Raw genomic sequence first — 23,932 nt, forward strand, 5'->3', positions numbered from 1 at the left:
CAATGAGCGTAGAGCAATATGTCGAAGCTGTCCGCAAGGATGAGGAGTTCATCCTGTATCGGGACGAGCATACAAACCAGCCCGGCTCACGATCCGTTCTCCGGCTGGTTCCTGCTTCCCTCCATCCGGCGCTCGAGACCCTGAAGAAGATAGAGCACGAATACTCCTTAAGGGATGAACTGGATCCCGCCTGGGCGGTTCGGCCCTTAGCACTTTCCGATCACCGCGGGCAGACGGCGCTCTTGCTCGAAGATCCTGGCGGCGAAACTCTCGATCAATTCCTTTCAGAACCGATGCAAATAACGCGGTTCTTGCGCTTGGCTGTCGGTCTCGCAACGGCACTCAGCGGTTTGCACAAAAAGGAGCTGATTCACAAAGACGTAAAGCCTTCAAATGTTCTGGTTGACCCCGCGGGGCACGTCCGGCTGATGGGCTTCGGGATCGCATCGCGCCTTCCGCGAGAGCGTCAGGCGCCCAAGCCTCCTGAGTTCATAGCTGGAACGCTCCCCTATATGTCACCAGAACAAACCGGGCGAATGAATCGCTCGATTGATTCGCGGAGCGACCTCTACTCTCTAGGGGTAACGCTTTACGAGATGCTTACCGGCGATCTTCCATTCGCGGCGTCCGATCCGATGGAATGGGTGCACTGCCATATTGCGCGACAGCCGATGCCACCAGGTGAACGGATAAATGGCATACCTGGTCCGGTGTCGGCAATCATTATCAAGTTGCTGGCCAAAACTGCCGAAGACAGATACCAGGCAGCTTACGGCGTGGAGCGTGATCTTCAGCACTGCCTTGCAGAATTGGAAACGCAACATCGCATTGACGAATTCCCGCTTGGCAAACAAGACACGTCAGACCGACTGCTCGTTGCGGAGAAATTGTACGGGCGAGAATCCGAAATCGCCGCCTTGCTCGCCGCCTTCGACCGGGTTGTGGCTGACGGCAGCCCGGAGTTTGTTCTTGTCTCCGGCTACTCCGGTATCGGCAAGTCCTCCGTCGTCAATGAGCTTCATAAATCCCTTGTTCCTTCGCGTGGCCTTTTCGCATCGGGCAAGTTCGATCAGTACAAGCGCGACATCCCATATGCCACTTTGGCGCAGGCTCTTCAGAACCTTCTACTTCCGCTCCTGAGCAAGAGCGAGGTAGAGCTGAGCAAATGGCGCGACGCTCTTCATGAAGCGCTGGCTCCGAATGGTCAGCTCATTGTGGATCTGGTTCCCGAATTCAAGTTGATCATCGGGGAACAATTACCCGTTCCTGAACTTCCTCCACAAGACGCGCAAGGCCGCTTTCAATTGGTGTTTCGTCGATTTATCAGCGTATTCACGCGGCCTGAGCACCCGCTAGTTCTGTTCCTTGATGATTTGCAATGGCTCGATACTGCAACGCTCGACTTGATCGAGGATCTTCTGACTCAACCGGATGTGCGGCATTTAATGGTAATCGGCGCATACCGGGATAACGAAGTCGATTCTTCCCATCCGCTCATGCGAAAACTGGAAGCGATCCGCCAGGTTCGGGCAAGCGTCCAGGAGATTGTCCTTGCGCCCTTGGCCGTTGAAGATTTGGATCTGTTACTTGCAGATTCTGTTTATTGTGAACCGGAGCGTGCCACCCCGCTGGCTCAGCTAATCCACGAAAAAACCGCTGGCAATCCGTTTTTCGCTATTCAGTTTATCTCTGCACTTGCCGAAGAGGGTTTACTCATCTTCGACCACGGCAATGGGCGATGGTTCTGGGACCTGAATCGCATTCGCGCCAAGGGTTACACCGACAATGTGGTCGACCTCTTGATCGGCAAGCTGAATCGCCTGTCCGTCGAAACTCGGAATGCACTGCAGCTACTTGCGTGCATGGGCAACAGCGCGGCGTTTGTCCTGCTGGAGATGGCTTCCCAACACTCGAACGAGGAAGTACATGGCTGGCTTTGGGAGGCGGTTCGAACGGGCCTCATCTTCCGCATGGAAGATTCCTATAGATTCCTGCACGATCGCGTCCAGGAAGCAGCTTATTCTTTGATCTCGGAAGAATTACGCGCGGAAGCCCATCTCCGAATAGGAAGGTTGCTAGCCGCGCACACCCCACCAGAGAGTCGGGAAGAGCGTATCTTCGAGGTCGTCAACCAGCTCAACCGCGGTGCGGCCTTGATCACCGCGCGAGACGAACGTGAACAACTGGCCGAACTTAACCTGATCGCGGGCAAACGCGCTAAGGCCTCTGCTGCTTACACCTCAGCGCTCACGTATTTCACTGCCGGCACATCATTCTTAGGCGATGACTCATGGAAGCGTCTGCATGAGCTCAGGTTCTCGCTGGAATTGAACCGGGCTGAGTGTGAGTTCGTAACCGGCCAGTCGGCGGCTGCAGAAGAGCGCTTGACCGTGCTTTCATCCCGCGCTTTGACCACGATCGAACTAGCAACCGTCACATGCTTGCAGGTCGATCTGTACACCAGCCTCGACCAGAATGACCGCGCCATTGCCGTCTGCCTCGACTACCTCCGGCATCTAGGCATGGAATGGTCGGCGCATCCGACAAAAGAAGAAGTGAAGCGGGAATACGCGGAGATCTGGTCAAGGCTCGGAGACCGCGACATCGAGGAACTTGTCGAGCTGCCGTTGATGAACAACCCGGTGTCCCTCGCAACACTGGATGTTCTGACCAAGGTATTACCACCAGCATTGTTTTCGGATGCGAACCTGCTCTCCCTGGCCATCTGCAGGGCGGTCAACCTCAGCCTTGAGGGAGGAAACAGCGACGGCTCGTGTGTTGCCTATGTATGGCTTGGTCAGATAGCCGGACCGCACTTCGGCGACTATAAGGCCGGATATCGATTCGGACTTCTCGGCTATGAGCTGGTCGAAAAACGAGGCTTGACGCGCTTTCAGGCCAGGACCTCTATGGTCTTCGCATGTCACGTGCTGCCGTGGGCAAAACATGTCCGAGCTGGTCGCGATCTGATATATCAGACGTTCGAGGTCGCGAACAGGATTGGCGATCTCTGCTTTGCAGCGTTCAGCGGCATCAACCTCAACACACACCTGTTGGCTGCGGGAGACCCGCTGTCGCAGGTCCAGCGGGAGGCCGAAAATGGCTTCGAATTCGCGCGACGGACTCGCTTTGGTTTCGCCATTAACGTCATCAGCGTGCAGCTTGCCCTAATCCGGACCTTTCGTGGTTTGACGCCGGAATTTGGGCGTTTAGACGATGAACAGTTTGAGGAACAACGGTTCGAACGCCATTTGGGCAGCGACTCGGCACTGGCACAACCCGAGTGCTTTTACTGGATCCGAAAACTGCAAGCTCGCTTCTTCGCCGGGGATTACGTTTCCGCCGTGGATGCTTCATTGCATGCACAAAGATTGCTTTGGTCAGCTCCATCAAACTTTGAAGCAGTCGATTATCACTACTATGGCGCGCTCTCCCTCGCTGCATCCTGGGACTCTGCGTCTTCTATCGAGAAACAACAGACCATCGGCGCTCTGGCGGCACATCAACGGCAGCTTGAAGTCTGGACAGAAAATTGTCCGGAGAATTTCGAGAATCGTGCGGCGCTGGTAAGTGCAGAGATCGCACGCATAGAGGGCCGTGTGATCGATGCCGAGCAACTTTATGAGAAGGCAATTCGCTCGGCGCACGAGAATGGCTTTATCCATAATGAGGCGCTTGCCAACGAACTCACGGCACGATTTTACGCGGCGCGTGGTTTCGACAAGATCGCGGACGTCTACTTGCGTGATGCCCGCTACGGCTATCTCCGCTGGGGAGCCGGCGGCAAGGTGAAGCAGCTCGATCAGTTGTATCCACACCTCAAGAAAGAAGAACCCGCTCCCGGCCGCGCGAGAACAATCGTGGCGCCGGTCGAAGTTCTCGATTTGAGCACTATAATCAAAGTCTCGCAAGCCGTCTCGGGCGAGATGGTTCTGGAGAAACTGATCGACAGGATCATGCGAGCGGCCATCGAGCACGCGGGGGCCACGCGCGGGATTCTGATCTTTTCACGAGGTCATGAACTGCAGATAGAGGCGGAAGCCACCACTTCGGGAGACGATGTTACCGTGCACATGCGAGACGCTTCTGCTAGAGGAGTGGGGCTGCCGGAATCGCTCGTCCGCTATGTAATGCGGACTCATGAGAGAGTGATTCTTGATGATGCTTCATCACAGAACTGGTTTTCTACCGATCCCTATTTCCTTCAGCATCAAACCCGTTCTGTCCTCTGTTTGCCGCTGACTCACCAGGCAGAACTCACGGGTGTTCTGTATCTAGAAAATAATCTAGCCTCCCACGTTTTTACTCCTGAGCGGACCACCGTGCTGAAGGTGCTTGCCTCGCAAGCAGCAATCTCGCTCGAGAATACGTGGCTTTATCGCGATCTCGAAGACCGCGAAGCAAAGATTCGACGCCTGGTCGACGCCAATGTTCTGGGGATTTTCTTCTGGAATTTGGAAGGCGGCATCGTCGGGGCAAACGAGGAATTTCTGCGCATGGTGGATTACGATCGCGAAGATTTGGCCTCGGGTCGCGTACGCTGGACGGACCTGACACCGGAAGAATGGCGCAAGCGCGATGAACAGGCCATAGCAGACGTGATAAGGACCGGGAGCGTTCAGCCTTTCGAGAAGGAGTTTTTCCGAAAAAATGGCACCCGTGTTCCTGTACTCGTCGGCTCAGCTATGTTCGAGGGAAGTAGGAGCGAAGGTGTGGCATTCGTGCTCGATTTGAGCGAGCAGAAGCGCGCCGAAGGGGAGATCAGAGCGCTAAAAGACCAACTCTATCGAGAAAACCTCGCGCTTCACGACGCATACCGCGAGATTTCCGAGCTCAAAGAGAAATTGGTACAAGAGAAGCTCTATCTGGAACAGGAAATTCGCAGCGACATGGATTTCGAGCAGATCGTGGGAAACAGTCAAGCGCTCAAGCGCATCCTGCAACTGGTCGAAACCGTCGGCCCCAGCGATTCAACGGTTTTGCTGCTCGGTGAAACAGGAACGGGCAAGGAGTTGATCGCCCGTGCAATTCACGACCGCAGCGGTCGAAAGGATAGAACGTTTGTAAAGCTGAACTGTGCCGCGATTCCAACCGGTCTTCTGGAGAGCGAATTGTTCGGCCACGAAAAGGGCGCCTTCACAGGCGCCATCGCGCAACGGATTGGCCGACTGGAGCTGGCCGATCAAGGAACGCTGTTTCTGGATGAGGTGGGCGACATCCCGATTGAAATCCAACCGAAACTTTTGCGGGCGTTGCAGGAACGGGAGTTTGAACGCCTCGGAAGCACGCATACCCGTAAAGTGAACGTTCGCCTCATAGCCGCCACCAATCGCGATCTTGAGAAGATGATCGCAGCACGTGAATTTCGCAGCGATCTGTACTATCGGCTGAACGTATTTCCGATCCGGATTCCGCCGCTGCGGGAGCGCAAGGGAGATATTCCTCTGCTGGTGAGTTACTTTGTTCAAAAGTTCGCGAAACAGATGCAGAAGAAGATCGACACCATTCCGGCAGCCGTGATGAAAGCGCTGGCGGCATGGGAATGGCTCGGAAATGTTCGCGAATTGGAGAATTTTATTGAGCGCGCAGTGATCCTGACGCGCAACAGCTCCCTGGAGGCGCCCCTTGCAGAGTTACGCAAGGTGAGAACCGAAGAACCTATGCAGGCTGCTTCAAATCACGACGATGTGGTTCGCATAGTCAGAGAAACAATCAACGCTCTGCAAGGAAAGTACGGTGTTGCTGATGAACGTACCAATAAGCAGCGCGACGCAATTGTGCGCGCACTCGCTGAAACTAAGGGACGCGTTGGCGGTTCCGACGGAGCTGCGGCGCGGATGGGCATCAATCGCACAACGCTCCTAGCCCGGATGAAAAAGTTCGGCATCGATCCCAAGCAGTACGCCTGATGTCCCATTCAGCCATGACTTGTCAGGATCGCGTTGACAGTCTCAACCCTCTCCACAGCTAAATTCAATCTTGCCTGAAAACACAATCAGTTATGCTCTCAGCGTTTGGCATATAACTTGCCCATGGGACGGTCAAGGACAGATGCGTATGTTGAAGATCTCGGTTGTCGAAGACACGCGCCGTCGCAGGCTGATTGTAGAGGGTAAGCTCGTCGCACCTTGGACCGTTGAGTTGACGACCGTGTGCGAGGCCGCCAAAGCGGGCCTTCATGAAGGGGAACTTATCGTCGATCTGAGGGGTGTAACGGCGATCAGTCCGGAAGGAGAACGCGTGCTACTGCAATTGATAAACGAAAAGGTCAAATTCCAGTGCGGCGTGTTTATGAAGGAGGTCTTACGACAACTCGCCCGCAAGAGCCAGAGGAGCCCACAGGGTGTGGTCAAGAAAGCATCCGATGAGGACTCAAATGGCTGAACGTGATGGCAACGAAACCGTTACGACAGCTGTCAACGTCAACTCAACAGTTTTGACACCGAGATGGTAGCCGGCGGCCGCGTTTGACCGATTCACTCGATATCAATCGTTTACCACAAGCTCGGAGTTGGCACGAGCATTGCAATATAGGTTTCTGTCCACGATGAAAGAGCGATTCGTATAAACAGTTGAACGATGCCCATGACTCTATCAGGCGTTTCGGAAGAAAAAATCCGCAAGCCTTCGGCCAGGAGCGATTCAACCCGAGCAAGTAAACCAGAAAGGAGAAAGCTGTGCACGCACTACAAACGGAATACTTCGATGCCTATCGCAGCCTGAAGCTGACACGAGACGCCAACGGTGTTCTTATTGCCGAATTTCACAGTAACGGCGGCCCGTTCACTTTTGCCGCGCAGGATCACACGGAGATTGTGGATGCCTTTTACCGGATCTCGCAGGATCGGGCCAACAAAATCGTGATCCTAACGGGCGCAGGTGGAGGCTTCATTACTGGTGTCGAATGGCCATCGTTCGGTAACGTATCGGATCCGGGAGTTTGGAGCCAAATTCACGACGAAGGCGTTCAGGTTCTGGAAAACATAGCCAACATCCGTGTGCCGGTCATCGCGGCGATCGAGGGACGCGCCCATGTGCACTCCGAGTACGCCCTACTAGCAAATGTGATTGTGGCGGCGGAGGGTGCGACGTTCCTGGATGGGGCGCACTTTGCCGCCGGCGTAGTGCCGGGCGATGGGATCTTTACCACCTGGAGTTATCGCGCCGGAGCGGGGCGGGCGGAGGCGTTCTTGCTTAACCCACAGCCGTTGCCCGCGCGCACGGCCTATGAATGGGGAGTGGTTGCGGAGGTTGTGCCGAACGGCAAAGCGCTCAATCGGGCGCAGGAATTGGCCGGCCTGTATTTGAAGGCTCCCGAGGTGACGCGCCGCAACACGCGTGTGCATTTCATTCAACCACTGAAAGAGCGCATTGTGCGAGAAGTTGGATATGGACTGTCGCTTGAAGGAGCTTCGGCAGCCGATCTCGTGAAAATCAAAGGAAGCCAAGGCTGAATTAGTGGCTCAGTGAAGAAAATCTGCATGAAGAGACTTCATTCTTCGAGTTCCTCAAGACATGCTCAAGCCGGGCTGGATCTGCAGATGATCCGATCGAGCCACTAGCGCATGCCCTGGAGAACAGATGTTTCAAAATAGGCGCGATTTGAAAAAGGAGAGGACATGACCACTAGGCAAAATACTTCTTCACCTCAGCCACCTCGAAAAGGCGGCCCCGAAGAATACGATCTGGTCATTCTTGGCGGCGGCACGGGAGGCACAATCGCCGCCTGGACCTTCGCCGGCCAGGGACAGCGTGTCGCAGTGATCGAACGCAAATACATCGGCGGATCCTGTCCGAACATCGCCTGTTTGCCGAGCAAGAACATCATTCACAGTGCGAAGGTTGCCTCATACCTGCGCAGAAGTGAAGAGTTCGGCATTGCCACAAGAGACTTCGCAGTCGATATGCGCACAGTTCGTGAACGTAAGCGCAGGATGGTTTCGGGTTGGAATGAAGCTTACCTAGGCAACTACGAGAAGAGTGGAGCGGAGTTCATCCTCGGATCCGGACGCTTCGTCGGCCCCAGAACGCTGGAGGTTACACTTCCTGACGAAACAACGCGTCAACTCCGGGGAGCCAATGTGATCGTGAATACTGGCACGCACGCTGCCTTTGAGCCAATTCCCGGCCTTGTTGACGCGCATCCCCTGACACACATCGAAGCACTGGAACTGGATGAAGTACCCGAGCATCTTCTCGTCATCGGCGGCGGCTACATTGGTTTGGAGATATCCCAGACAATGCGCCGCTTCGGCAGCAAAGTGACTCTGATCGATCGCAATGACCGCCTCTTGCATCGAGAAGACGACGACGTAACGGAAGCGCTTCAAAACCTGTTTGACGACGAAGGAATTGAGGTCGCGCTGAACGCACGGCTCAAACAGATATCCGGGAAGTCTGGACAGTCGGTCAGAATCCTTGTCGAAAAAAATGGGACCGAAAAGACGCTGGAGGGCAGTCATCTGCTGGTCGCAGCGGGCCGCGCTCCGAATACCCGGGAAATCGGACTGGAGCTTGCCGGCGTCGAACTCACCGAACGCGGCTACATCAAGGTGAATGAGCGCCTGGAGACCACGGCGCCGGGAGTTTGGGCGATCGGCGAGGTAGCGGGCAGCCCGCAGTTCACCCACGTAAGCGTCGACGATTTTCGTGTAGTTCATGCCAGCCTCACTGGCGGCAAACGTGTGACCACAGGAAGACAGGTACCATTTTGTCTTTTCACCGATCCAGAATTGGCCCATATCGGCCTGAGTGAAAAGGAAGCGAAAGCACAAGAGATCAGCTACCGATTGTTCAAGGTTCCGATGGAAGCGGTAATGCGTGCGAGCACGATGTCAGAAACGCGAGGATTTTTGAAAGCCTTGGTCGCTGTTGACGAAGACCGCATTCTAGGCTTCACGGCTCTCGGTGTTGGCGCGGCCGAGATCATGACTTCGGTACAAATTGCGATGGGCGCTGGGCTGGCCTATACCGTGCTACGCGACACCATTCTGACTCACCCAACATTGGTTGAGGGGCTGATACCGCTGTTTACATCTACGCCGTCGGTGCGGAACGCTGCCGAGGCGGCACTAACAAGAGCTTCTGCTTAAGTAAGGCTGGACTGAGGAAGTTTTCATCGCGGAATAGATCCTCCAAGAAGCTATTAAAGAGCTTGCCATGACCAAGTGCATCATCATTACCGGAGCATCAAAGGGGATCGGCCGCGCGGCCGCGAATGTTTTAGTAGAAGAGGGTTGGTCAGTGATAGGCGTCGCTCGCAGTTCCCCGCAATCGTTCCCGGGCACCTTTATCGAGACAGATCTCGCAGACCAGAATCAGACCCAAGCTCTCGCCAACGATTTGGCCGCTCGCGGGAATGTCCTTGGGATTGTCAACAATGTCGGCATTGCCAGGCATGAAGCGATTGACACAGTGGATCCAGAAGCGTTCGCTGCGGTCATGGATTTGAATGTTCGCCCAGCGCTGCAGCTCACTCAAGCTCTTTTGCCCTGCATGCGAGCCGCGCGGTTCGGCCGCATTATTAACGTAACCAGCCTGGTTACTCGCGGGTTCGCATTTCGTTCAAGTTACGCAGCAGCAAAGGCAGCGCTAGAAAGCCTGACGCGCACTATGGCGATTGAGCTTGCAGCCGACGGCATTACTGCAAACGCCGTTGCGCCAGGCCCGACGGAAACCGAGCTATTCCGTGCCAACAATCCGCAAGGTAGTGAAGGAGAGGCCCGCTATTTGAGCAAAGTGCCGATGAAACGGTTCGGACAACCCGTGGAGATTGCGGCGGCGATTGCATTTCTTGCAGGGAAGAAAGCGGCGTTCATCACAGGCCAAACGTTATTTGTAGATGGGGGCGCAAGCCTCGGGACTCTCTAGTGCCAATCGCCGAGAAAAATGAGGCGATTTTCGCATTCTTAAACATGATCGCCTTTTGCTATCAGTCTGATTGAAACATACGACGGATCATCTCACCGCTTGAAGGATCTACTGATCTGTACGGCGTTGAAATCGCCGAACCAGGAGGAAAAAGACATGAGCACCACAACCGACGCACTCTACACACCATTAACTATTGCGAACGCCCCTGAGGCTTCCAAGCCTGTGCTTGAGAACATTCAGAAGTCTTTCGGCTTTATCCCGAATCTGATGGCCACTTTTGCCAATAACCCGACCGTCCTGCAAGGCTATTTGTCGCTGGATGCCGTTTATGAGAAGGGCTCCTTCACTCCCAGGGAACGACAACTAATTCTGCTGACAGCAAGCGTAGAGAATCAATGCAACTACTGCGCAGCCGCGCATTCCACGGTCGCGAAAGGTGCCCTCCACACGCCAGCTGAGGTCGTAACCGCGATTCGTAACAACACGCCGGTGCCGGATAAAAGACTCAATGCTCTCGTGAGTCTGGTGAAAGAACTTGTTCGTGAGCGCGGCTATGCCAAGGAAGAAACCATTCAGAACTTCATCGCTGCTGGCTATAAGAGGGAGCAGGTGATGGAGCTGCTGCTTGGCATTGCTCTCAAGACCATCAGCAATTATCTAGACCACATCTCACCCGCGCCTATCGATCAGGCATTCGCGGCAGAAAGTAAATAATCGCTTTTTGTTCCGGAATGCGGCTGATGCCGCATTCTGGAGAAAGGACAGCACGTCATGAACTGGCTTATCAACCTTCTAGCAAAAACACGCCTTCTCAAGGGAGACCTGGACTACCATCTCGTCCGCGCATCGATGGTCATCATCTACTTCTTCTTTGGGTATCAGAAGTGGTTTGATTATGAAGCACAGGGACTCATTCCATTCTTCACCCATGGGCCGCTGATCTTCTGGATGTACCCGGTCTTCGGCATCAAAGGCTCCTCTTACTTCCTGGGTGTTTCCGAATGGCTGTTTGGAGCGTTGTTGCTCGCCGGTTTCTGGAACAAGAAACTCGGGGTGTTGGGAGCTCTCGGCTCGGTGTTTACCTTCATTACGACAGTCACGATCATTCCCTTTATGCCAGATGGTTGGGCGCCGTCCGCAGGCGGATTCCCTGCAATGGTGGGCAACGTTGCATTTCTGATGAAAGACGTGGTTCTGTTGGCAGTATCGATCTACCTTCTGAAACAGGACCTTGTCAGAGTCCTCGAACACGATACAGCTAGAGCCTCACTTATCGCTGAACCTGCGCGATAAGAGGCAGAACTTCAGAGGGGGCGTACACTTGCATACCCCCTGGCTCTCTTCACCTTGGATAAACGATAACGGCCCAGTAGAGCTTGGCATGGCGGGTATTGATGTGATGTCCCGCCATCGAGACAGGCACCACTCGTCTTGACAGGCGATCAAAATCAGAGTTTCCCTAAAACAAGGAGCTGGGTGTGTCTAACAAGTTTGCAGGAAAAACCGCTGTCATTACGGGTGCGTCCACTGGCATGGGCCTTGCCACCGCGAAGCGATTCGTTCAGGAAGGCATGGATCGTGTCTTTATGACGGGTCGCCGCAAGGAGGCACTGGATGCCGCCGTTGCTGAGATAGGAAAGAATGTCACGGCAGTGCAGGGGCGATGTTGCCAGCCTAGGCGATCTTGACCGCCTATACGAGGCAGTCCAAAAACGGAACGGTAAAGTCGACACCATCAGAAAAAGGCGGTTACGATTTCTACTTCGACTTTGGATCGCCTTTCAGTTCGGCCTCATTCTCCGAGGCAGCCTGATCAAGGAGATGCTTTGCATCCGTAAGGCTGATGTCTGTTGGGACGGGCTGAAAATCCGACCGCGCTTCGCGATGATCCTTACTTACGCTCTTGAAGAGAATGACACGTCCCGAAACGTGCACATCGACGAGGTCCGTTTTCCAGCATGTAGTGCTAACCTGCTGGCGATGAACCTCAAATCGTCCGCCTTTATCGACATAGCCAAGCAGACCATAGCCAAAGTCAATGCGATTGATCACTGTTCCCCGCATGGAGACGAACCGCTTCAATCGTTGATTGATTACGATGACTCCGGCCATCCCGTGAAAGATGCGGGCTTCATATGTAGGAGGATCAAAGTCTGGATTCGGTTTGAAGCGGAATGTCACGAGATCCCCTGAAGCTGGACCGTCCTGCTCAAACAGAAAGGCATTCGGCATCAATTTGGTTAAGCGCTGCAGACGTTCTTCGTCCTGTTTGTGGTCTTCCCGATTTCTCGCAAGAGCGCTTGGGCTGTTGATGAGATGCTCCAGCCTGGCCTGCTCTCTTCTCGCCTCTGCATCCGTCAAAGGTTTTCCGTTTTGCTCAAGGATTCGGAAGATGGGGCCCTGTTGGGTTTCCACCTGGCGCTTCGCGTAGCTATTCTGGCCAACCTTCTGGTCAATATCGTATGCCCAGAAGCTATCCCGCTCGCGGTCCTGCAGTTCGTTATAGGCAACGTCTTTGATGAGTTGCTGCTGTGGAGAGGGTGCGGTGGCCTGCGCGCGACATATGCAAGCAAGCAACAGGCTGCAGGCTGCAAGAAACACAACGGCCCGGGAAAACCGCATCATCATTTCCTCCAGTCTCAGTCTTAGATGCTGCGATTTTGCGATAGATTTTTTCTGTGTCATGTAAAAATCAGGCGAGTTTTGCATGCCCACCGGAGTTTGTCCCAAATCGGTAACCTTGCTTGCTACACTGATTCCATGTTAGATGAGCTTACTTTCCGCAAAAATGCGGATGCTGCGATTGAGTCTCTCAAGAAAAGCTTAATCGCTGCTGAAGAAGATAGCGACTTCGAGGCCGAGGAACAGAACGGTGTGCTAAATATTGTCTTTGACGAGCCGCCTGCGAAATTCGTCATTACCCCCAATACTCCTGTGCGCCAGATATGGATTTCTGCGCTTTCAACCAGCTTCAAGCTGGACTGGTCTGATGAGGAGAGCACGTTTATCCTGCCAAAGGACGGCACTCAACTCAAGCCCTTGGTCGCGCGCCTTATCAACGAGCACCTCGGCACGGATTCCGTCACCCTGCAGTGACAGGCCGCGGGATGGGAAAGCCTCTTTCTGTAGCCATCATCACCAAAAACGAAGAAGCAAATCTGCCGCGAACATTGGAAAGCGTTCGCTGGGCAGATGAAGTCGTCGTCGTCGACTCCGGTTCTACGGACAGGACCATCGAGATTGCTTCCCTGTTCGGAGCGAAGGTGATCCGCGAAGGGTGGCGTGGGTTTGGGAAGCAGAAGAATCTAGCGATAGAGCATTGCACCAGTGAATGGGTGTTGTCACTCGACGCCGACGAAGAGGTCAGCGAAGCGCTCGCGCAGGAAATTACACAGTTAATGGAAATGACTCCTGACATACACGCATATTTTGTGCTGCGGCGGAATCTCTTTCTTGACCGCTGGATCAGACACGGCGGCTATTACCCTGATCCCAAGTTGAGGCTCTTTCGCAAAGGCGCTGCTTGGTTCGAAGAGCGAGCGGTGCATGAGACGCTGCGACACACCGGACCGACCCGCACGCTGCGCGGCGACCTGATCCACCACGCCTACCCCACGATTGAGAACTACATCGAGCACATGAACCGCTACAGTACACTGGGCGCAGAGCAGGCGAGTTCGAAGAACAAAACCAGCCGGAGCTGGCCTGCATTCTTGTGGAATGTGCTTCTCAACCCTGCTGCAACGTTTTTCTACAATTATGTCCTCCGTCTTGGGTTTCTCGACGGACGCGAGGGACTTCTCCTGCACCTTTATCACTCCGCCTATGTGAGCTGGAAATATGCCAAGGCATGGTACGCGGCAAAAGGCTAGATTCTTTCCGCCAAAAACGATAGGCTCCGTCTATCCCCGGTTCATTTCTTAAGGTTGACCGATGAAGCTGCCGCGCCGTTTCTTTGCCCTTCCGCTGTTCCTCGCCCTGTCCCTGCCGTGTATGTCGCAAACACCGCCCGTGCAGCCTGTCTCTATCGCACAAAAGACCGCAGCGATGCAGAAACTTGACGGATACTTTCCCATCGCGTGGGATGCGAAGGAAGGCAAGCTCTATCTTGAGATCGACACCTTCGGCAAGGACTTTCTCTTTCTCGATTCCCTTCCTTATGGTGTCGGCTCAAACGATCTTGGACTAGACCGGGGGCAGTTAGGCCGGGGACGCGTGGTACGCTTCTATCGCAGCGGCCCTAAGGTGCTGCTGATCGAGCGCAATCTCGAGTACCGCTCGAGCTCACCGAGCGCCGACGAGCAGCTTGATGTCACGCAATCGTTCGCTGAATCCGTTCTTTGGGGCTTCAAAGTTGAAGCCGAGGATGGCGACAAAGTTCTCGTCGATGCGACCGACTTTTTCTTGCATGACGCACACGGAGTGGCCGAGCGGCTGGAGGAAAACAAACAGGGCACTTACCATCTCGAAACAACACGAAGCGCCATCCTGATGGAAGGCACAAAAAACTTTCCCCTCAACACTGAAGTTGAATCTGTGCTCACTTTCACGACCGAAGGCCCGGTGCACGCGCCGCTGGTGGCCTCTGTGACTCCCGACGCACATGCAGTCACGGTGCATGAGCACTATTCATTCATCCAGCTGCCCGACGACGGATACAAACCGCGCGCCTTCGATCCTCGCTCTGGATATTTCGACGTCAGCTATCGCGATTATTCGGCTCCGCTGGGTCAATCGGTGGACATCCACCTCATCTCGCGCCATCGCTTGCAGAAAAAAGACCCGACTGCGGCAACCAGCGAGCCCGTCAAGCCGATCGTCTATTATGTGGATCGCGGCGCACCGGAGCCGATCCGCACTGCTCTTGTGGAAGGAGCGAGTTGGTGGAATCAGGCATTTGAGGCGGCCGGCTTCAGGAACGCCTTCCAGGTGAAAGTGCTACCTGAAGGAGCGGATCCCATGGATGTGCGCTACAACGTCATCCAATGGGTGCACCGCTCTACGCGTGGCTGGTCCTATGGCGCGGGTGTGATCGATCCACGCACCGGCGAGATCATCAAAGGACAGGTAACGGTTGGCTCGCTGCGCGCGCGTCAGGATTACCTGATTGCGGAAGCTGTGCTCGCTCCTTACGAACAAGGCAAGCCTGTTCCAGACGCGATGAGAGAGATGGTGCTCGCGCGCATCCGCCAGCTCGCCGCCCACGAAGTAGGACACACGCTCGGCCTTGCGCACAATTTTGCCGCCAGTTCCATCGCGCCCGGAACGTCGGTGATGGACTATCCGCATCCATGGATCACGCTCAAGCCAGATGGCACGCCAGATCTCTCGCACGCCTACACCACCGGTATCGGAAGCTGGGATAAGGTCGCGATCACCTACGGATACTCCGATTTCCCACAGGGTACTGACGAACACAAAGCCCTCGACACGATCTTGCGCAAGACCACCGACAGTGGACTCATCTTCATTACCGATGAGGATTCGCGTCCACTCGGAAGCGCTAATCCGCGCTCGCACTTGTGGGACAACGGCGCTGACCCAGCGGCGGAACTGGAGCGCATTCTCACAGTCCGCGCTGCCGCTTTGAAGCGGTTCGGCGAGAACGCGATTCAGCCGGGTCAGCCAATGGCGCAACTGGAAGATACGCTCGTGCCGCTGTATCTTTTGCACCGCTATCAAACAGAGGCCGCCAGTAAAGAGATTGGTGGTCTCGATTATCGCTATGCGATTCGAGGCGACGGTCAGTTGATCACAAGCATCGTCTCTCCCGCCGATCAGCAAAGAGCTCTGGATGCAGTGCTACGCACGCTCGATCCGTTTGCTCTTACACTCCCGCAGTCACTGCTTGAAATTTTGTCGCCGCGCCCCCCGGCCTATCCAACCACTCGCGAGTCTTTTCCAGGACGCACCGGTCTCACCTTCGACCCGCAGGGCGCGGTGGAGTCCGCAGCAAACCTGACGGCAAGCCTTCTCTTTGAACCGGCACGTGCGAGCCGTCTTGTCGAATACAAGCTGCGAAACAGTTCGCTGCCCGGACTCGATGACGTCATCAACCAGACCCTGAAGGCCACCTGGTATGCGCCACGCCAGGCAACGATCACTTTAGCTACGCAGCTCACAGTAGAGGATGTTGTCCTCCGCCACCTGCTTTCCTTGGCGGCGTCCCCAACCGCCTCACCGGAGGCCAAAGCGATCGCCCTGTCGGAAACCGATCAACTCAACACCTGGCTTAAAGGCAAAGCAGGCGACGCAAACGCTCCGGCGTTGCTGCATGCACACTGGGTAGCAGCGCAAAACGAGATCGCTACTTTCAGCAAGGACCCATTAAAATTCGCAACCCCTGCAGAACTTGAGACGCCGCCAGGGCAACCGATTGGCGACGACGACGACTTCTAACGAATTAAGCGCGGAGTCTTGGCTTGCCGATGCTGGTCCTCTTCCCCTATGCTGAGAAGTTTTCCTGCCAGAGGTGAATGAATGCCGGATGCGCCGCCAACAAACTCGCTCACGTCCAATGCATCCGTGGAACGGGCCCGATGGGACAAGCACACTCTTGACCCAGCCCTGAGCAAGACTCCTGAGCGCCCCATAGGCGCGGCAACGGGCAGCAATCTTGACGACAAAGGCCGGGCCAGATTCTCGACGATCTCGGGTGTGCCGGTCGACCGCTTGTACACAGAAGCAGATCTTCCCGACGACTGGGAATCCAATCTCGGCGCACCCGGCCAACCGCCCTACACGCGTGGCATTCATCCCAACGGATATAGTGGCAAGCTCTGGACGATGCGTCAGTTCTCGGGCTTTGCCTCGCCGGAAGAAACCAACCAACGCTACAAATATCTGTTGGCAAACGGTGGCAGCGGTCTTTCTGTCGCCTTCGATCTTCCCACCCTGATGGGCTGCGACTCAGACGATCCGCAGAGTGAAGGCGAAGTCGGCAAATGTGGGGTTGCCATCGATTCGCTTGAAGATATGGAGACGCTATTCTCCGGCATCAATCTTGAGCGGACCACCGTTTCGATGACGATCAACTCGCCCGCAAGCGTCATCTGGGCCATGTATCTTGAGGTCGCTGAGCGGCAGGGCGCGGACCTTGCAAAAATCTCGGGCACGCTGCAGAACGACATCCTTAAGGAGTACATCGCGCAGAAGGAGTACATCTATCCGCCCGCTCCGTCGATGCGCCTCGTGGTCGACACCTTTGAATTCGGATCGCGCTTTACGCCGCGCTTCAACCCGATCTCAATTTCCGGGTACCACATCCGGGAAGCAGGCTCGACCGCACAGCAGGAGCTAGCCTTCACGCTCTACGACGGTATCGAGTATGTGGAGTGGGCGCTTCGCCGCGGCCTCGCCATCGACGACTTTGCGCCGCGACTCAGCTTCTTCTTCAATTCGCACAATGACTTCTTTGAGGAGATCGCGAAATTCCGTGCCGCGCGCAAAATCTGGTATCGCGTCATGACAGAGCGCTACGGCGCAAGAAATCCCCGATCGACGTGGATGCGCTTCCATACGCAGACTGCTGGAGTCTCGCTCACAGCCCAGCAGCCGAAAAACAACATTGCGCGTGTTGCGATCCAAGCGCTGGCGGCGGTGCTCGGGGGAACGCAATCCCTGCACACCGATGCCTATGACGAAGCTCTGGCGCTGCCAACGGAAGACGCCGTCCGCATCGCTCTGCGAACACAACAGATTCTCGCCTACGAATCAGGAGTCGCAGATGTGGCCGATCCGCTTGGAGGCTCGTACTTCGTAGAGCGGCTGACGTTCGAGATGGAGAAGGCCGCCTTTGAATATTTCGAAAAGCTGGATGCTATGGGTGGCATGGTGCGCGCTATCGAGCACGGCTTTCCGCAGAAAGAAATTGCACAAGCAAGCTACGACTATCAGCGAGCAGTGGAAGCGGGCGAAAAGATTATTGTCGGCGTCAACGAATACGTGGTCGAGGAGCCATCGCCGGAGATTCTCTACATCGATGAGTCGGTGCGCGATGCGCAAACGGCAAAATTGAAGAAGCTGCGTCGTAACCGCTCCAATGAAGCAGTAGCCCGGTCATTGCTCGCTCTTTGCCAGGCCGCCGAAAAAGAACCATCGGCGGTTACAGATGGAGTTTCCTCCACGAACACGCTGCCGTATCTCCTCGATTGCGTAAAGGCTCACGCGACGGTTGGCGAAATCTGCAATGCGCTGAAGAAGGTGATGGGAACCTACGAAGAAACCAGCATCGCCTAAGCCTGGTAGTGCTCTTTTCTTAAACGTGCTACAAATCGCCTATGGGTGATGACCGCCAAGAGAAGCAAGAGCAGCCAAACAACGGTGAGCCAATCAATCTAAAGCAGCTTGCCGCGATTCTCCAGCTTTCGCAGACGACAGTTTCGCTGGTGCTGAACAATTCGCCGTCGGCCAAATCTATACCGACTCGCACTCGTGAGCGCGTGCTTCAGGCTGCCAGAAAATTTCACTATCGTCCAAATTATTTCGCCCGCTCACTGCGCAAGAATCGCAGCATGTCGATCGGCGTCATGACTCCCGATCTCAGCGAAGGCTATTTCACCATGGTCATGAACGGCGTCGAAGAGTATCTGATGCGCGCGCAATATTTTTACTTTACTGCCAGCCACTATTGGGATCAGGACCTGATGATCGAGTATCCGCGCATGCTCGCCGAGCGCGCCGTCGATGGATTTCTATTCCTGAATACTCCATCTGAAATCCGTAGCCCGCTGCCTACCGTCGCCATCTCTGCTCATAACAACTCGCCGGGCGTAACCAACATCATCCTTGACCACTCAAAGGCTGCAGAGCTTGCTCTTCGGCACCTCTACGATCTTGGACACCGGAAAATCGCTTTCATCAAAGGACCCAATATCATTCCTGACACCGAGTATCGCTGGCGCTCCATACTTGAAGTGGCGCGACAGCTCAATCTCAAGGTACAGGCTGAGCACTGCATTCAACTCGATGCTGACAGCTGGTCGCCAGAAGTTGGCTTCGAGCCAATGCGCGATCTACTCGCGCGCACACGCGACTTCACAGCAATCTTCTGCTTTAACGATATCTCTGCAATTGGAGTCATACGTGCCATCTACGATGCCGGACTGAGCGTGCCTGAAGACATTTCCGTGATCGGATTCGACGACATCATGAGCGCCGCCTACCACAAACCGAGTCTCACAACAGTGAGGCAGCCGCTGCGCGAAATGGGCCGCGAAGGTGCTCAGATATTGCTCGATATGATTTCGAATCCCGAAAAGCAGTTCCCGGAAGAGATCGTCATGCAGCCGGAGCTCATCATTCGAGAGTCGACCGGGCTTGCCGCTGTGCAACGCGGCAAGCGCCGCGCCTGAGCGATCACTTCTTCCAATTGAGTTCGCGCCCAACGCTTTCAAGCAAAGTTGCGCCGGCTGCAAGTGCGCGCCTACTGTCCTTCGAACGGAAACGTCCCAAGAGCGCCCACAGGGATGGCGGATCTCCATTCTCAGACTGCTCTACCGCTTGCGGCAGCATTGCCGAAATGCGGTGCAGGGTTTCGGGATCGATGCTGCTCAGCAGTTTGGCCATGATCAGCAGGTTGCGAATGCTGCGCACAGACTCAGGCTGCGTCGTGAGGCGGACGACGTGATTCAGCACTTCATCACCCGCGCCCAGTGCTCCGCGCAAAAGATCGAGTGTTCTGGAGTCATACAGTTGCTGGAGTAATTCGTACAGCGAAAGCATCGCGTCCGCGTGTTCTACAGGCGCGTTGTCCAGACGGCGCTGCAACTCTTCGCGCGCATTGCGGGGCTGCGGCTTGATTTCAATCGGCTTGGCCATGGTCGCTCCTATTTATCCGTCTGAATCTGCACCAATCCATTGCCGGGCATTTTGTAGTCGACACGTTTCCACTTGCGTTCTACCTCGACACCTTTTTGCGGCGTGGGCGTGCCATAGCGGAAGTTGATGCGCGGTAGTGGATTTTCACCGCGCCATGGCAACACCTTCATCTTCACCGGAGTTTCTTTATAAGCAGGCGTATGCGTAGTCCTGTCGGTAAAACTTCCGGTCAGCAGATTTGCGGGCTTCTCCGGCGAATTTAGCGGCATATACAGCTGATTTCCGCTCACCCGATCCGTCACCAGCACCTGCGTGCGAATCTCGCCGTGTCGCGACGTGATGTCCACCCATTGACCCGTTGAAATGCCGCGATTCTCGGCCAATTCCGGTGATACCTCCACGAATCGATTCGGAGTCTCTTCGTGCACTCCGGCAACCCGATAGGTCATGTTTCCTTCATGGAAATGTTCGAGCATGCGGCCGTTATTCAGATGAAGGTCAAACTCGGCATCCATCACATCGCACGGAGGAATCCATTCCAGCGGATAAAAATTTGCCTTGCCATCATGGAAGTTAAATCTCTCGGTGTAGAGCAGCGGCTGATCCGTACCATCCAGCGCTACCGGCCACTGCAGTGTTTTGTATCCGGCGAGCCGGTCATATGTAACGCCTGCGAACATCGGAGAAAGAGATGCGGCCTCATGCATCACATCTGCGGGATGCGTATAGTTCCACTTCGCGCCGAGGCGCCTGGCAATTTCCTGCACAATTTTCCAGTCCGGTTTACTTTCGCCCAGAGGTTCAAACACCTGATAGAGCCGCTGGATACGACGCTCTGTACTCGTAAACGTCCCCTCTTTTTCGAGGCTCGGGCTTGCGGGCAGCACCACGTCGGCATAACGGCACGTTTCGCTGAAGAAGATATCCTGCACCACAAAGAAGTCGAGCATAGAAAAGGCCGCGCCCACGTAGTTGGCATTCGAATCGGCGCTGTACATGTCTTCGCCGAAGAGGTAAATCCCTTTCACCTTGCCTTCGTGCACAGCGTCGACCATTTCGTGATTGTCGAGCCCCTTGCTGGTCGGGAGATCTACTCCCCATCCCTGCTCGTAACGCTTCCGCACCTCTTCGTCGACCACCTTTTCGTAGCCGGCGAAATACGCTGGCATACAGCCAAAATCGCTTGCGCCCTGCACATTGTTGTGTCCACGCAGCGGATAGGCTCCTGTCCCCGGACGCATGTAATTTCCGGTCGTAAGCAGAAGATTTGATATCGCGGTGGAAGTGTCTGAGCCTCCGCAATGCTGCGTCACGCCCATCGCCCACAGCACACACATGGAAGGAGCCGCAATGATCTCTTCAGCAACCTTTATCAGCGTCTCTTTCGGAATGCCCGTGACCTGTGCTGCATGGTCCATCGTGAAGGGCTCAAGGCTCTTCCTGTACTCGTCGAACTTATTCACCCATTGATGGATGAAGTCCGTCTTCGCCTTGCCGTTGTCGATAATGTATTTTGCAATCGCCGAGAGCCACACGAGGTCCGTGCCAGGCAGTGGCCGAAGGTGAATATCTGAGCGCCGTGCCATCTCGTGCTCGCGAATATCAGCCACAATCAACGTTTGGCCATGCAGTTTGTGCGCCCGCTTCACGCGCGTCGCAAGCACCGGATGGCTCTCCGCTGTATTGCTTCCGATAATCAACACCAACGATGACTGCGCAATGTCGCTGATCGATCCCGAATCTCCGCCGTACCCTACGGTGCGAAAGAGTCCCTGCGTAGCTGGAGACTGGCAGTAACGCGAGCAGTTGTCCACGTTATTTGTACCGACTACAGCACGCGCCAGCTTCTGCATCAGATAGTTTTCTTCGTTCGTGCACTTAGAAGATGAGATGAATCCGAGCGCATCTGGTCCATGAGCTGCCCTGATCTCGCCCAGTCGGCGCGCAACCATGTCGAGTGCTTCTTCCCAACTCGCTTCGCGAAAGCCATCGCCTTCGCGGATCAGCGGCTTCTGCAGGCGGTCCGGATGATTCACAAAATCCCATCCGAATTTGCCCTTCACGCAGGTTGAGATGTTGTTCGCCGCACCCTCACTCGGCTCAATTTTCAGAATGTGCCGGTCTCTGGTCCAGATGTCATACGAGCATCCGACGCCACAGTAGGTGCAGACGGTCTTCGTTATTTTGGTTCGCACCTTGCGCATTGCCGATTCGGTTTCAGAGAGCTGAAGAATCGGTCCGTATCCAACCTCCGGCTCGATCTCTTTCACCAGATCGATCATTCCCTCCAGGGCCTTGGCCGGCCAATGCGTAAAATACCCAGCCTCGCCCAGCATTGACTTCTCCATTAATGCATTACACGGACACACTGTGACGCAATGCCCGCAACTCACACAACTCGATCCGCCGATCTTCTCACCACCGTCCCACAACACGCGCGGATGGTCGTCTTCCCATCGAATCGAAAGCGTCTCATTCACCTGCACGTTCTGGCACGCTTCGACACAACGCCCGCATAAGATGCACTGATCTGGGTCGTAGCGATAGAAAGGGTTCGACATGTCCTTCTCATACGGCTTCGGCTTATAGGGGCGCTGCTGATGCTCGACATTCAGCATCGCCGTGGTGTTGTGCAGCGTACAGTTGCCGTTATTGTTGTCGCAGACCGTGCAGTAAAGCAGGTGATTGCCAAGAATGCGGTCGAAGGCCTCATGCTGCGCATCATGCGCTCTTTGCGATTCCGTCACCACATGCATTCCGGCAGCTACCTTCGTTCCGCAGGCGCGAACCAGCTTGCCGTCCACCTCTACCATGCAGGTATCGCACGTCTGGATCGGTCCGAGATGATGGTGATAGCAGACCTGTGGCACTTCCTTGCCTGTGCGATTGATCGCATCAATCAGATGCTCGCCGACATAGCCGGAGGCCGAAACCCCATCGAGAGTAATTTCACAGGAAGGAGCATGTATGGGCGAATCAGGCAAACTGGAGATCAAGTGTCCGGAGGAAGTTTCTACTGTGCTCATTGGGAGATGTCCTTTTAGCTTGGATGCGCTCCTACGCATATGTCGCTGCCGAGTGAAATCCCTGCGCTATGCTTGAACTCTCAGCAATGCGCGCCTCTTCTAACATGAAACTTTTCATCATATTTGCTCGTCACGACTTCTTCAACCCATCTGAGCCTTTTATCTTTCTCCATTCATCCAATTAAACGAATCCAATTTCCTATTCGTCGCAGGAGGCGGCATGCAGTTTGTGAATCTGGGGTCTACTGGACTCAAAGTTTCTCGTATTTGCCTTGGAACCATGACCTACGGTTCGAAAAAGTGGCGTGAATGGGTGTTAGAAGAAGACGAGAGCAAAACTTTTTTCCGCCGCGCGCTGGAAGCAGGCATCAATTTCTTCGACACCGCCGATATGTATTCTCTCGGCGTAAGCGAAGAGATTACCGGCCGCGCGCTGAAAGAGTTCGGCTCCTCACGCGATAAGGTTGTCATCGCCACCAAGCTTTTCAATCCGATGGGTGATGACCCAAACCAACGCGGTCTCTCGCGCAAGCACATCTTCCATTCGATTGACGACAGTCTGCGCCGCCTCGGCACCGACTATATCGACTTGTACCAGATTCACCGCTTCGACTATGAAACGCCGATCGAAGAAACACTCGAAGCGCTGGACGACCTGGTGCGCTCCGGAAAGGTTCTCTATCTCGGCGCGTCGTCGATGTTCGCCTGGCAGTTCCAGCAGATGCTGCACACGTCAGACACTCTGGGACTCAACCGCTTCGTCACCATGCAGAACCACTACAACCTCGTCTACCGCGAGGAAGAGCGCGAGATGATTCCTCTCTGCGAAGACCAGGGCATCGGCCTTATTCCCTGGAGCCCGCTCGCGCGCGGCTTTCTTGCCGGAAACCGCAGCCGCCAGGACCGTGGCGAAACCCTTCGCGCCAAAACCGATGCCTTCGCCCACGAACTCTATTACCGCGACTCAGACTTTACCATCGTGGACCGCGTGACAGAGATTGCCAAGAAACGCGGCGTCAGCAATGCGCAGATTGCGCTCGCCTGGATGCTGTCGAAGCCGGCAGTTGCCGCACCAATCATTGGAGCCAGCAAGCCACATCATCTGGACGATGCTCTTGCAGCGCTCGATGTTCATCTCAGCGAAGAAGAGCTCAGAGCGCTCGAAGAACCATACGAGCCGCATCCGATTCTTGGTCACAAGTAGTTCACGACCT

16 protein-coding genes and 1 pseudogene are annotated in these 23,932 nt (G+C 55.1%); 14 read left to right on the top strand and 3 right to left on the bottom strand.

Annotated features, from left to right (window positions below; translation table 11 throughout):
- Positions 1 to 2 precede the first annotated feature (2 nt).
- From H7849_RS12320 to H7849_RS26825, 8 genes and pseudogenes are all read left to right on the top strand, one after another.
- The gene (locus tag H7849_RS12320) at positions 3 to 5,909 is read left to right on the top strand and encodes a sigma 54-interacting transcriptional regulator (protein WP_186746901.1); all 5,907 of its coding nucleotides are present in this window, start codon (positions 3 to 5) and stop codon (positions 5,907 to 5,909) included.
- A gap of 148 nt (positions 5,910 to 6,057) precedes the next feature.
- Positions 6,058 to 6,384, top strand: a complete 327-nt coding sequence (locus H7849_RS12325; protein WP_186746902.1) for a hypothetical protein — start codon at positions 6,058 to 6,060, stop codon at positions 6,382 to 6,384.
- A 293-nt stretch (positions 6,385 to 6,677) separates the two neighbouring features.
- The gene (locus tag H7849_RS12330; RefSeq protein ID WP_222439803.1) at positions 6,678 to 7,454 is read left to right on the top strand and encodes an enoyl-CoA hydratase/isomerase family protein; all 777 of its coding nucleotides are present in this window, start codon (positions 6,678 to 6,680) and stop codon (positions 7,452 to 7,454) included.
- A gap of 165 nt (positions 7,455 to 7,619) precedes the next feature.
- On the top strand, positions 7,620 to 9,092 hold the full coding sequence (locus H7849_RS12335; protein ID WP_186746903.1) for a dihydrolipoyl dehydrogenase family protein: 1,473 nt from the start codon (positions 7,620 to 7,622) through the stop codon (positions 9,090 to 9,092).
- A 67-nt stretch (positions 9,093 to 9,159) separates the two neighbouring features.
- Positions 9,160 to 9,870 (top strand): SDR family oxidoreductase, encoded by a 711-nt coding sequence (locus H7849_RS12340; RefSeq protein ID WP_186746904.1) that lies wholly within the window; start codon positions 9,160 to 9,162, stop codon positions 9,868 to 9,870.
- 156 nt (positions 9,871 to 10,026) lie between these two features.
- On the top strand, positions 10,027 to 10,587 hold the full coding sequence (locus tag H7849_RS12345; protein WP_186746905.1) for a carboxymuconolactone decarboxylase family protein: 561 nt from the start codon (positions 10,027 to 10,029) through the stop codon (positions 10,585 to 10,587).
- A gap of 57 nt (positions 10,588 to 10,644) precedes the next feature.
- Positions 10,645 to 11,166 carry a YkgB family protein gene (locus tag H7849_RS12350; RefSeq protein WP_186746907.1) on the top strand — a complete coding sequence of 174 codons (522 nt, stop codon included), beginning with the start codon at positions 10,645 to 10,647 and terminating at the stop codon, positions 11,164 to 11,166.
- A 239-nt stretch (positions 11,167 to 11,405) separates the two neighbouring features.
- A pseudogene (locus H7849_RS26825) lies at positions 11,406 to 11,610 on the top strand (SDR family NAD(P)-dependent oxidoreductase); the annotation flags it as partial.
- Between the two features lie 21 nt (positions 11,611 to 11,631).
- Here the strand turns inward: H7849_RS26825 and H7849_RS26830 are convergent.
- Positions 11,632 to 12,501 (bottom strand): hypothetical protein, encoded by an 870-nt coding sequence (locus H7849_RS26830; protein WP_251106841.1) that lies wholly within the window; start codon positions 12,499 to 12,501, stop codon positions 11,632 to 11,634.
- A 132-nt stretch (positions 12,502 to 12,633) separates the two neighbouring features.
- Between H7849_RS26830 and cyaY the strand changes: the two genes are divergently transcribed.
- The 5 genes from cyaY to H7849_RS12380 all read left to right on the top strand — a co-directional run bounded on the left by cyaY (position 12,634) and on the right by H7849_RS12380 (position 19,226).
- Complete coding sequence (cyaY, locus tag H7849_RS12360; protein ID WP_186746909.1) at positions 12,634 to 12,969, top strand: iron donor protein CyaY; 336 nt, start codon at positions 12,634 to 12,636, stop codon at positions 12,967 to 12,969.
- Positions 12,970 to 12,980: 11 nt separating this feature from the next.
- Positions 12,981 to 13,745, top strand: a complete 765-nt coding sequence (locus H7849_RS12365; protein ID WP_186746910.1) for a glycosyltransferase family 2 protein — start codon at positions 12,981 to 12,983, stop codon at positions 13,743 to 13,745.
- A 61-nt stretch (positions 13,746 to 13,806) separates the two neighbouring features.
- Positions 13,807 to 16,272, top strand: a complete 2,466-nt coding sequence (locus H7849_RS12370; RefSeq protein ID WP_186746912.1) for a zinc-dependent metalloprotease — start codon at positions 13,807 to 13,809, stop codon at positions 16,270 to 16,272.
- An 81-nt stretch (positions 16,273 to 16,353) separates the two neighbouring features.
- Positions 16,354 to 18,111 carry an acyl-CoA mutase large subunit family protein gene (locus H7849_RS12375; protein WP_186746914.1) on the top strand — a complete coding sequence of 586 codons (1,758 nt, stop codon included), beginning with the start codon at positions 16,354 to 16,356 and terminating at the stop codon, positions 18,109 to 18,111.
- A 41-nt stretch (positions 18,112 to 18,152) separates the two neighbouring features.
- Entirely contained in the window at positions 18,153 to 19,226 is a 1,074-nt protein-coding gene (locus tag H7849_RS12380) for a LacI family DNA-binding transcriptional regulator (protein ID WP_186746916.1), read from the top strand.
- Positions 19,227 to 19,230: 4 nt separating this feature from the next.
- Here H7849_RS12380 and H7849_RS12385 read toward each other — a convergent pair whose 3' ends face one another.
- Both H7849_RS12385 and fdhF read right to left on the bottom strand, forming a co-directional pair.
- Complete coding sequence (locus H7849_RS12385) at positions 19,231 to 19,692, bottom strand: DUF1641 domain-containing protein (protein WP_186746917.1); 462 nt, start codon at positions 19,690 to 19,692, stop codon at positions 19,231 to 19,233.
- An 8-nt stretch (positions 19,693 to 19,700) separates the two neighbouring features.
- Positions 19,701 to 22,718: a formate dehydrogenase subunit alpha gene (fdhF, locus tag H7849_RS12390; protein ID WP_186746919.1), complete on the bottom strand. Its 3,018-nt coding sequence runs from the start codon at positions 22,716 to 22,718 to the stop codon at positions 19,701 to 19,703.
- Between the two features lie 220 nt (positions 22,719 to 22,938).
- On the opposite strand from fdhF, the gene H7849_RS12395 reads away from it, so the two are divergent.
- Complete coding sequence (locus H7849_RS12395) at positions 22,939 to 23,922, top strand: aldo/keto reductase (protein WP_186746921.1); 984 nt, start codon at positions 22,939 to 22,941, stop codon at positions 23,920 to 23,922.
- Positions 23,923 to 23,932 lie beyond the last annotated feature (10 nt).

Origin of the sequence: Alloacidobacterium dinghuense, from assembly GCF_014274465.1 — a bacterium.
In the GTDB taxonomy this organism is placed as follows: Bacteria; Acidobacteriota; Terriglobia; order Terriglobales; family Acidobacteriaceae; genus Alloacidobacterium; species Alloacidobacterium dinghuense.

Excerpts from the sequence above, each read along its gene's own strand:
- H7849_RS12320 (WP_186746901.1), top strand. The coding sequence starts at position 3 with ATGAGCGTAGAGCAATATGTCGAAGCTGTCCGCAAGGATGAGGAGTTC.
- H7849_RS12325 (WP_186746902.1), top strand. The coding sequence starts at position 6,058 with ATGTTGAAGATCTCGGTTGTCGAAGACACGCGCCGTCGCAGGCTGATT.
- H7849_RS12335 (WP_186746903.1), top strand. The coding sequence starts at position 7,620 with ATGACCACTAGGCAAAATACTTCTTCACCTCAGCCACCTCGAAAAGGC.
- H7849_RS12340 (WP_186746904.1), top strand. The coding sequence starts at position 9,160 with ATGACCAAGTGCATCATCATTACCGGAGCATCAAAGGGGATCGGCCGC.
- H7849_RS12345 (WP_186746905.1), top strand. The coding sequence starts at position 10,027 with ATGAGCACCACAACCGACGCACTCTACACACCATTAACTATTGCGAAC.
- H7849_RS12350 (WP_186746907.1), top strand. The coding sequence starts at position 10,645 with ATGAACTGGCTTATCAACCTTCTAGCAAAAACACGCCTTCTCAAGGGA.
- H7849_RS26830 (WP_251106841.1), bottom strand. The coding sequence starts at position 12,501 with ATGATGATGCGGTTTTCCCGGGCCGTTGTGTTTCTTGCAGCCTGCAGC.
- cyaY (WP_186746909.1), top strand. The coding sequence starts at position 12,634 with ATGTTAGATGAGCTTACTTTCCGCAAAAATGCGGATGCTGCGATTGAG.
- H7849_RS12365 (WP_186746910.1), top strand. The coding sequence starts at position 12,981 with ATGGGAAAGCCTCTTTCTGTAGCCATCATCACCAAAAACGAAGAAGCA.
- H7849_RS12370 (WP_186746912.1), top strand. The coding sequence starts at position 13,807 with ATGAAGCTGCCGCGCCGTTTCTTTGCCCTTCCGCTGTTCCTCGCCCTG.
- H7849_RS12375 (WP_186746914.1), top strand. The coding sequence starts at position 16,354 with ATGCCGGATGCGCCGCCAACAAACTCGCTCACGTCCAATGCATCCGTG.
- H7849_RS12380 (WP_186746916.1), top strand. The coding sequence starts at position 18,153 with ATGGGTGATGACCGCCAAGAGAAGCAAGAGCAGCCAAACAACGGTGAG.
- H7849_RS12385 (WP_186746917.1), bottom strand. The coding sequence starts at position 19,692 with ATGGCCAAGCCGATTGAAATCAAGCCGCAGCCCCGCAATGCGCGCGAA.
- fdhF (WP_186746919.1), bottom strand. The coding sequence starts at position 22,718 with ATGAGCACAGTAGAAACTTCCTCCGGACACTTGATCTCCAGTTTGCCT.
- H7849_RS12395 (WP_186746921.1), top strand. The coding sequence starts at position 22,939 with ATGCAGTTTGTGAATCTGGGGTCTACTGGACTCAAAGTTTCTCGTATT.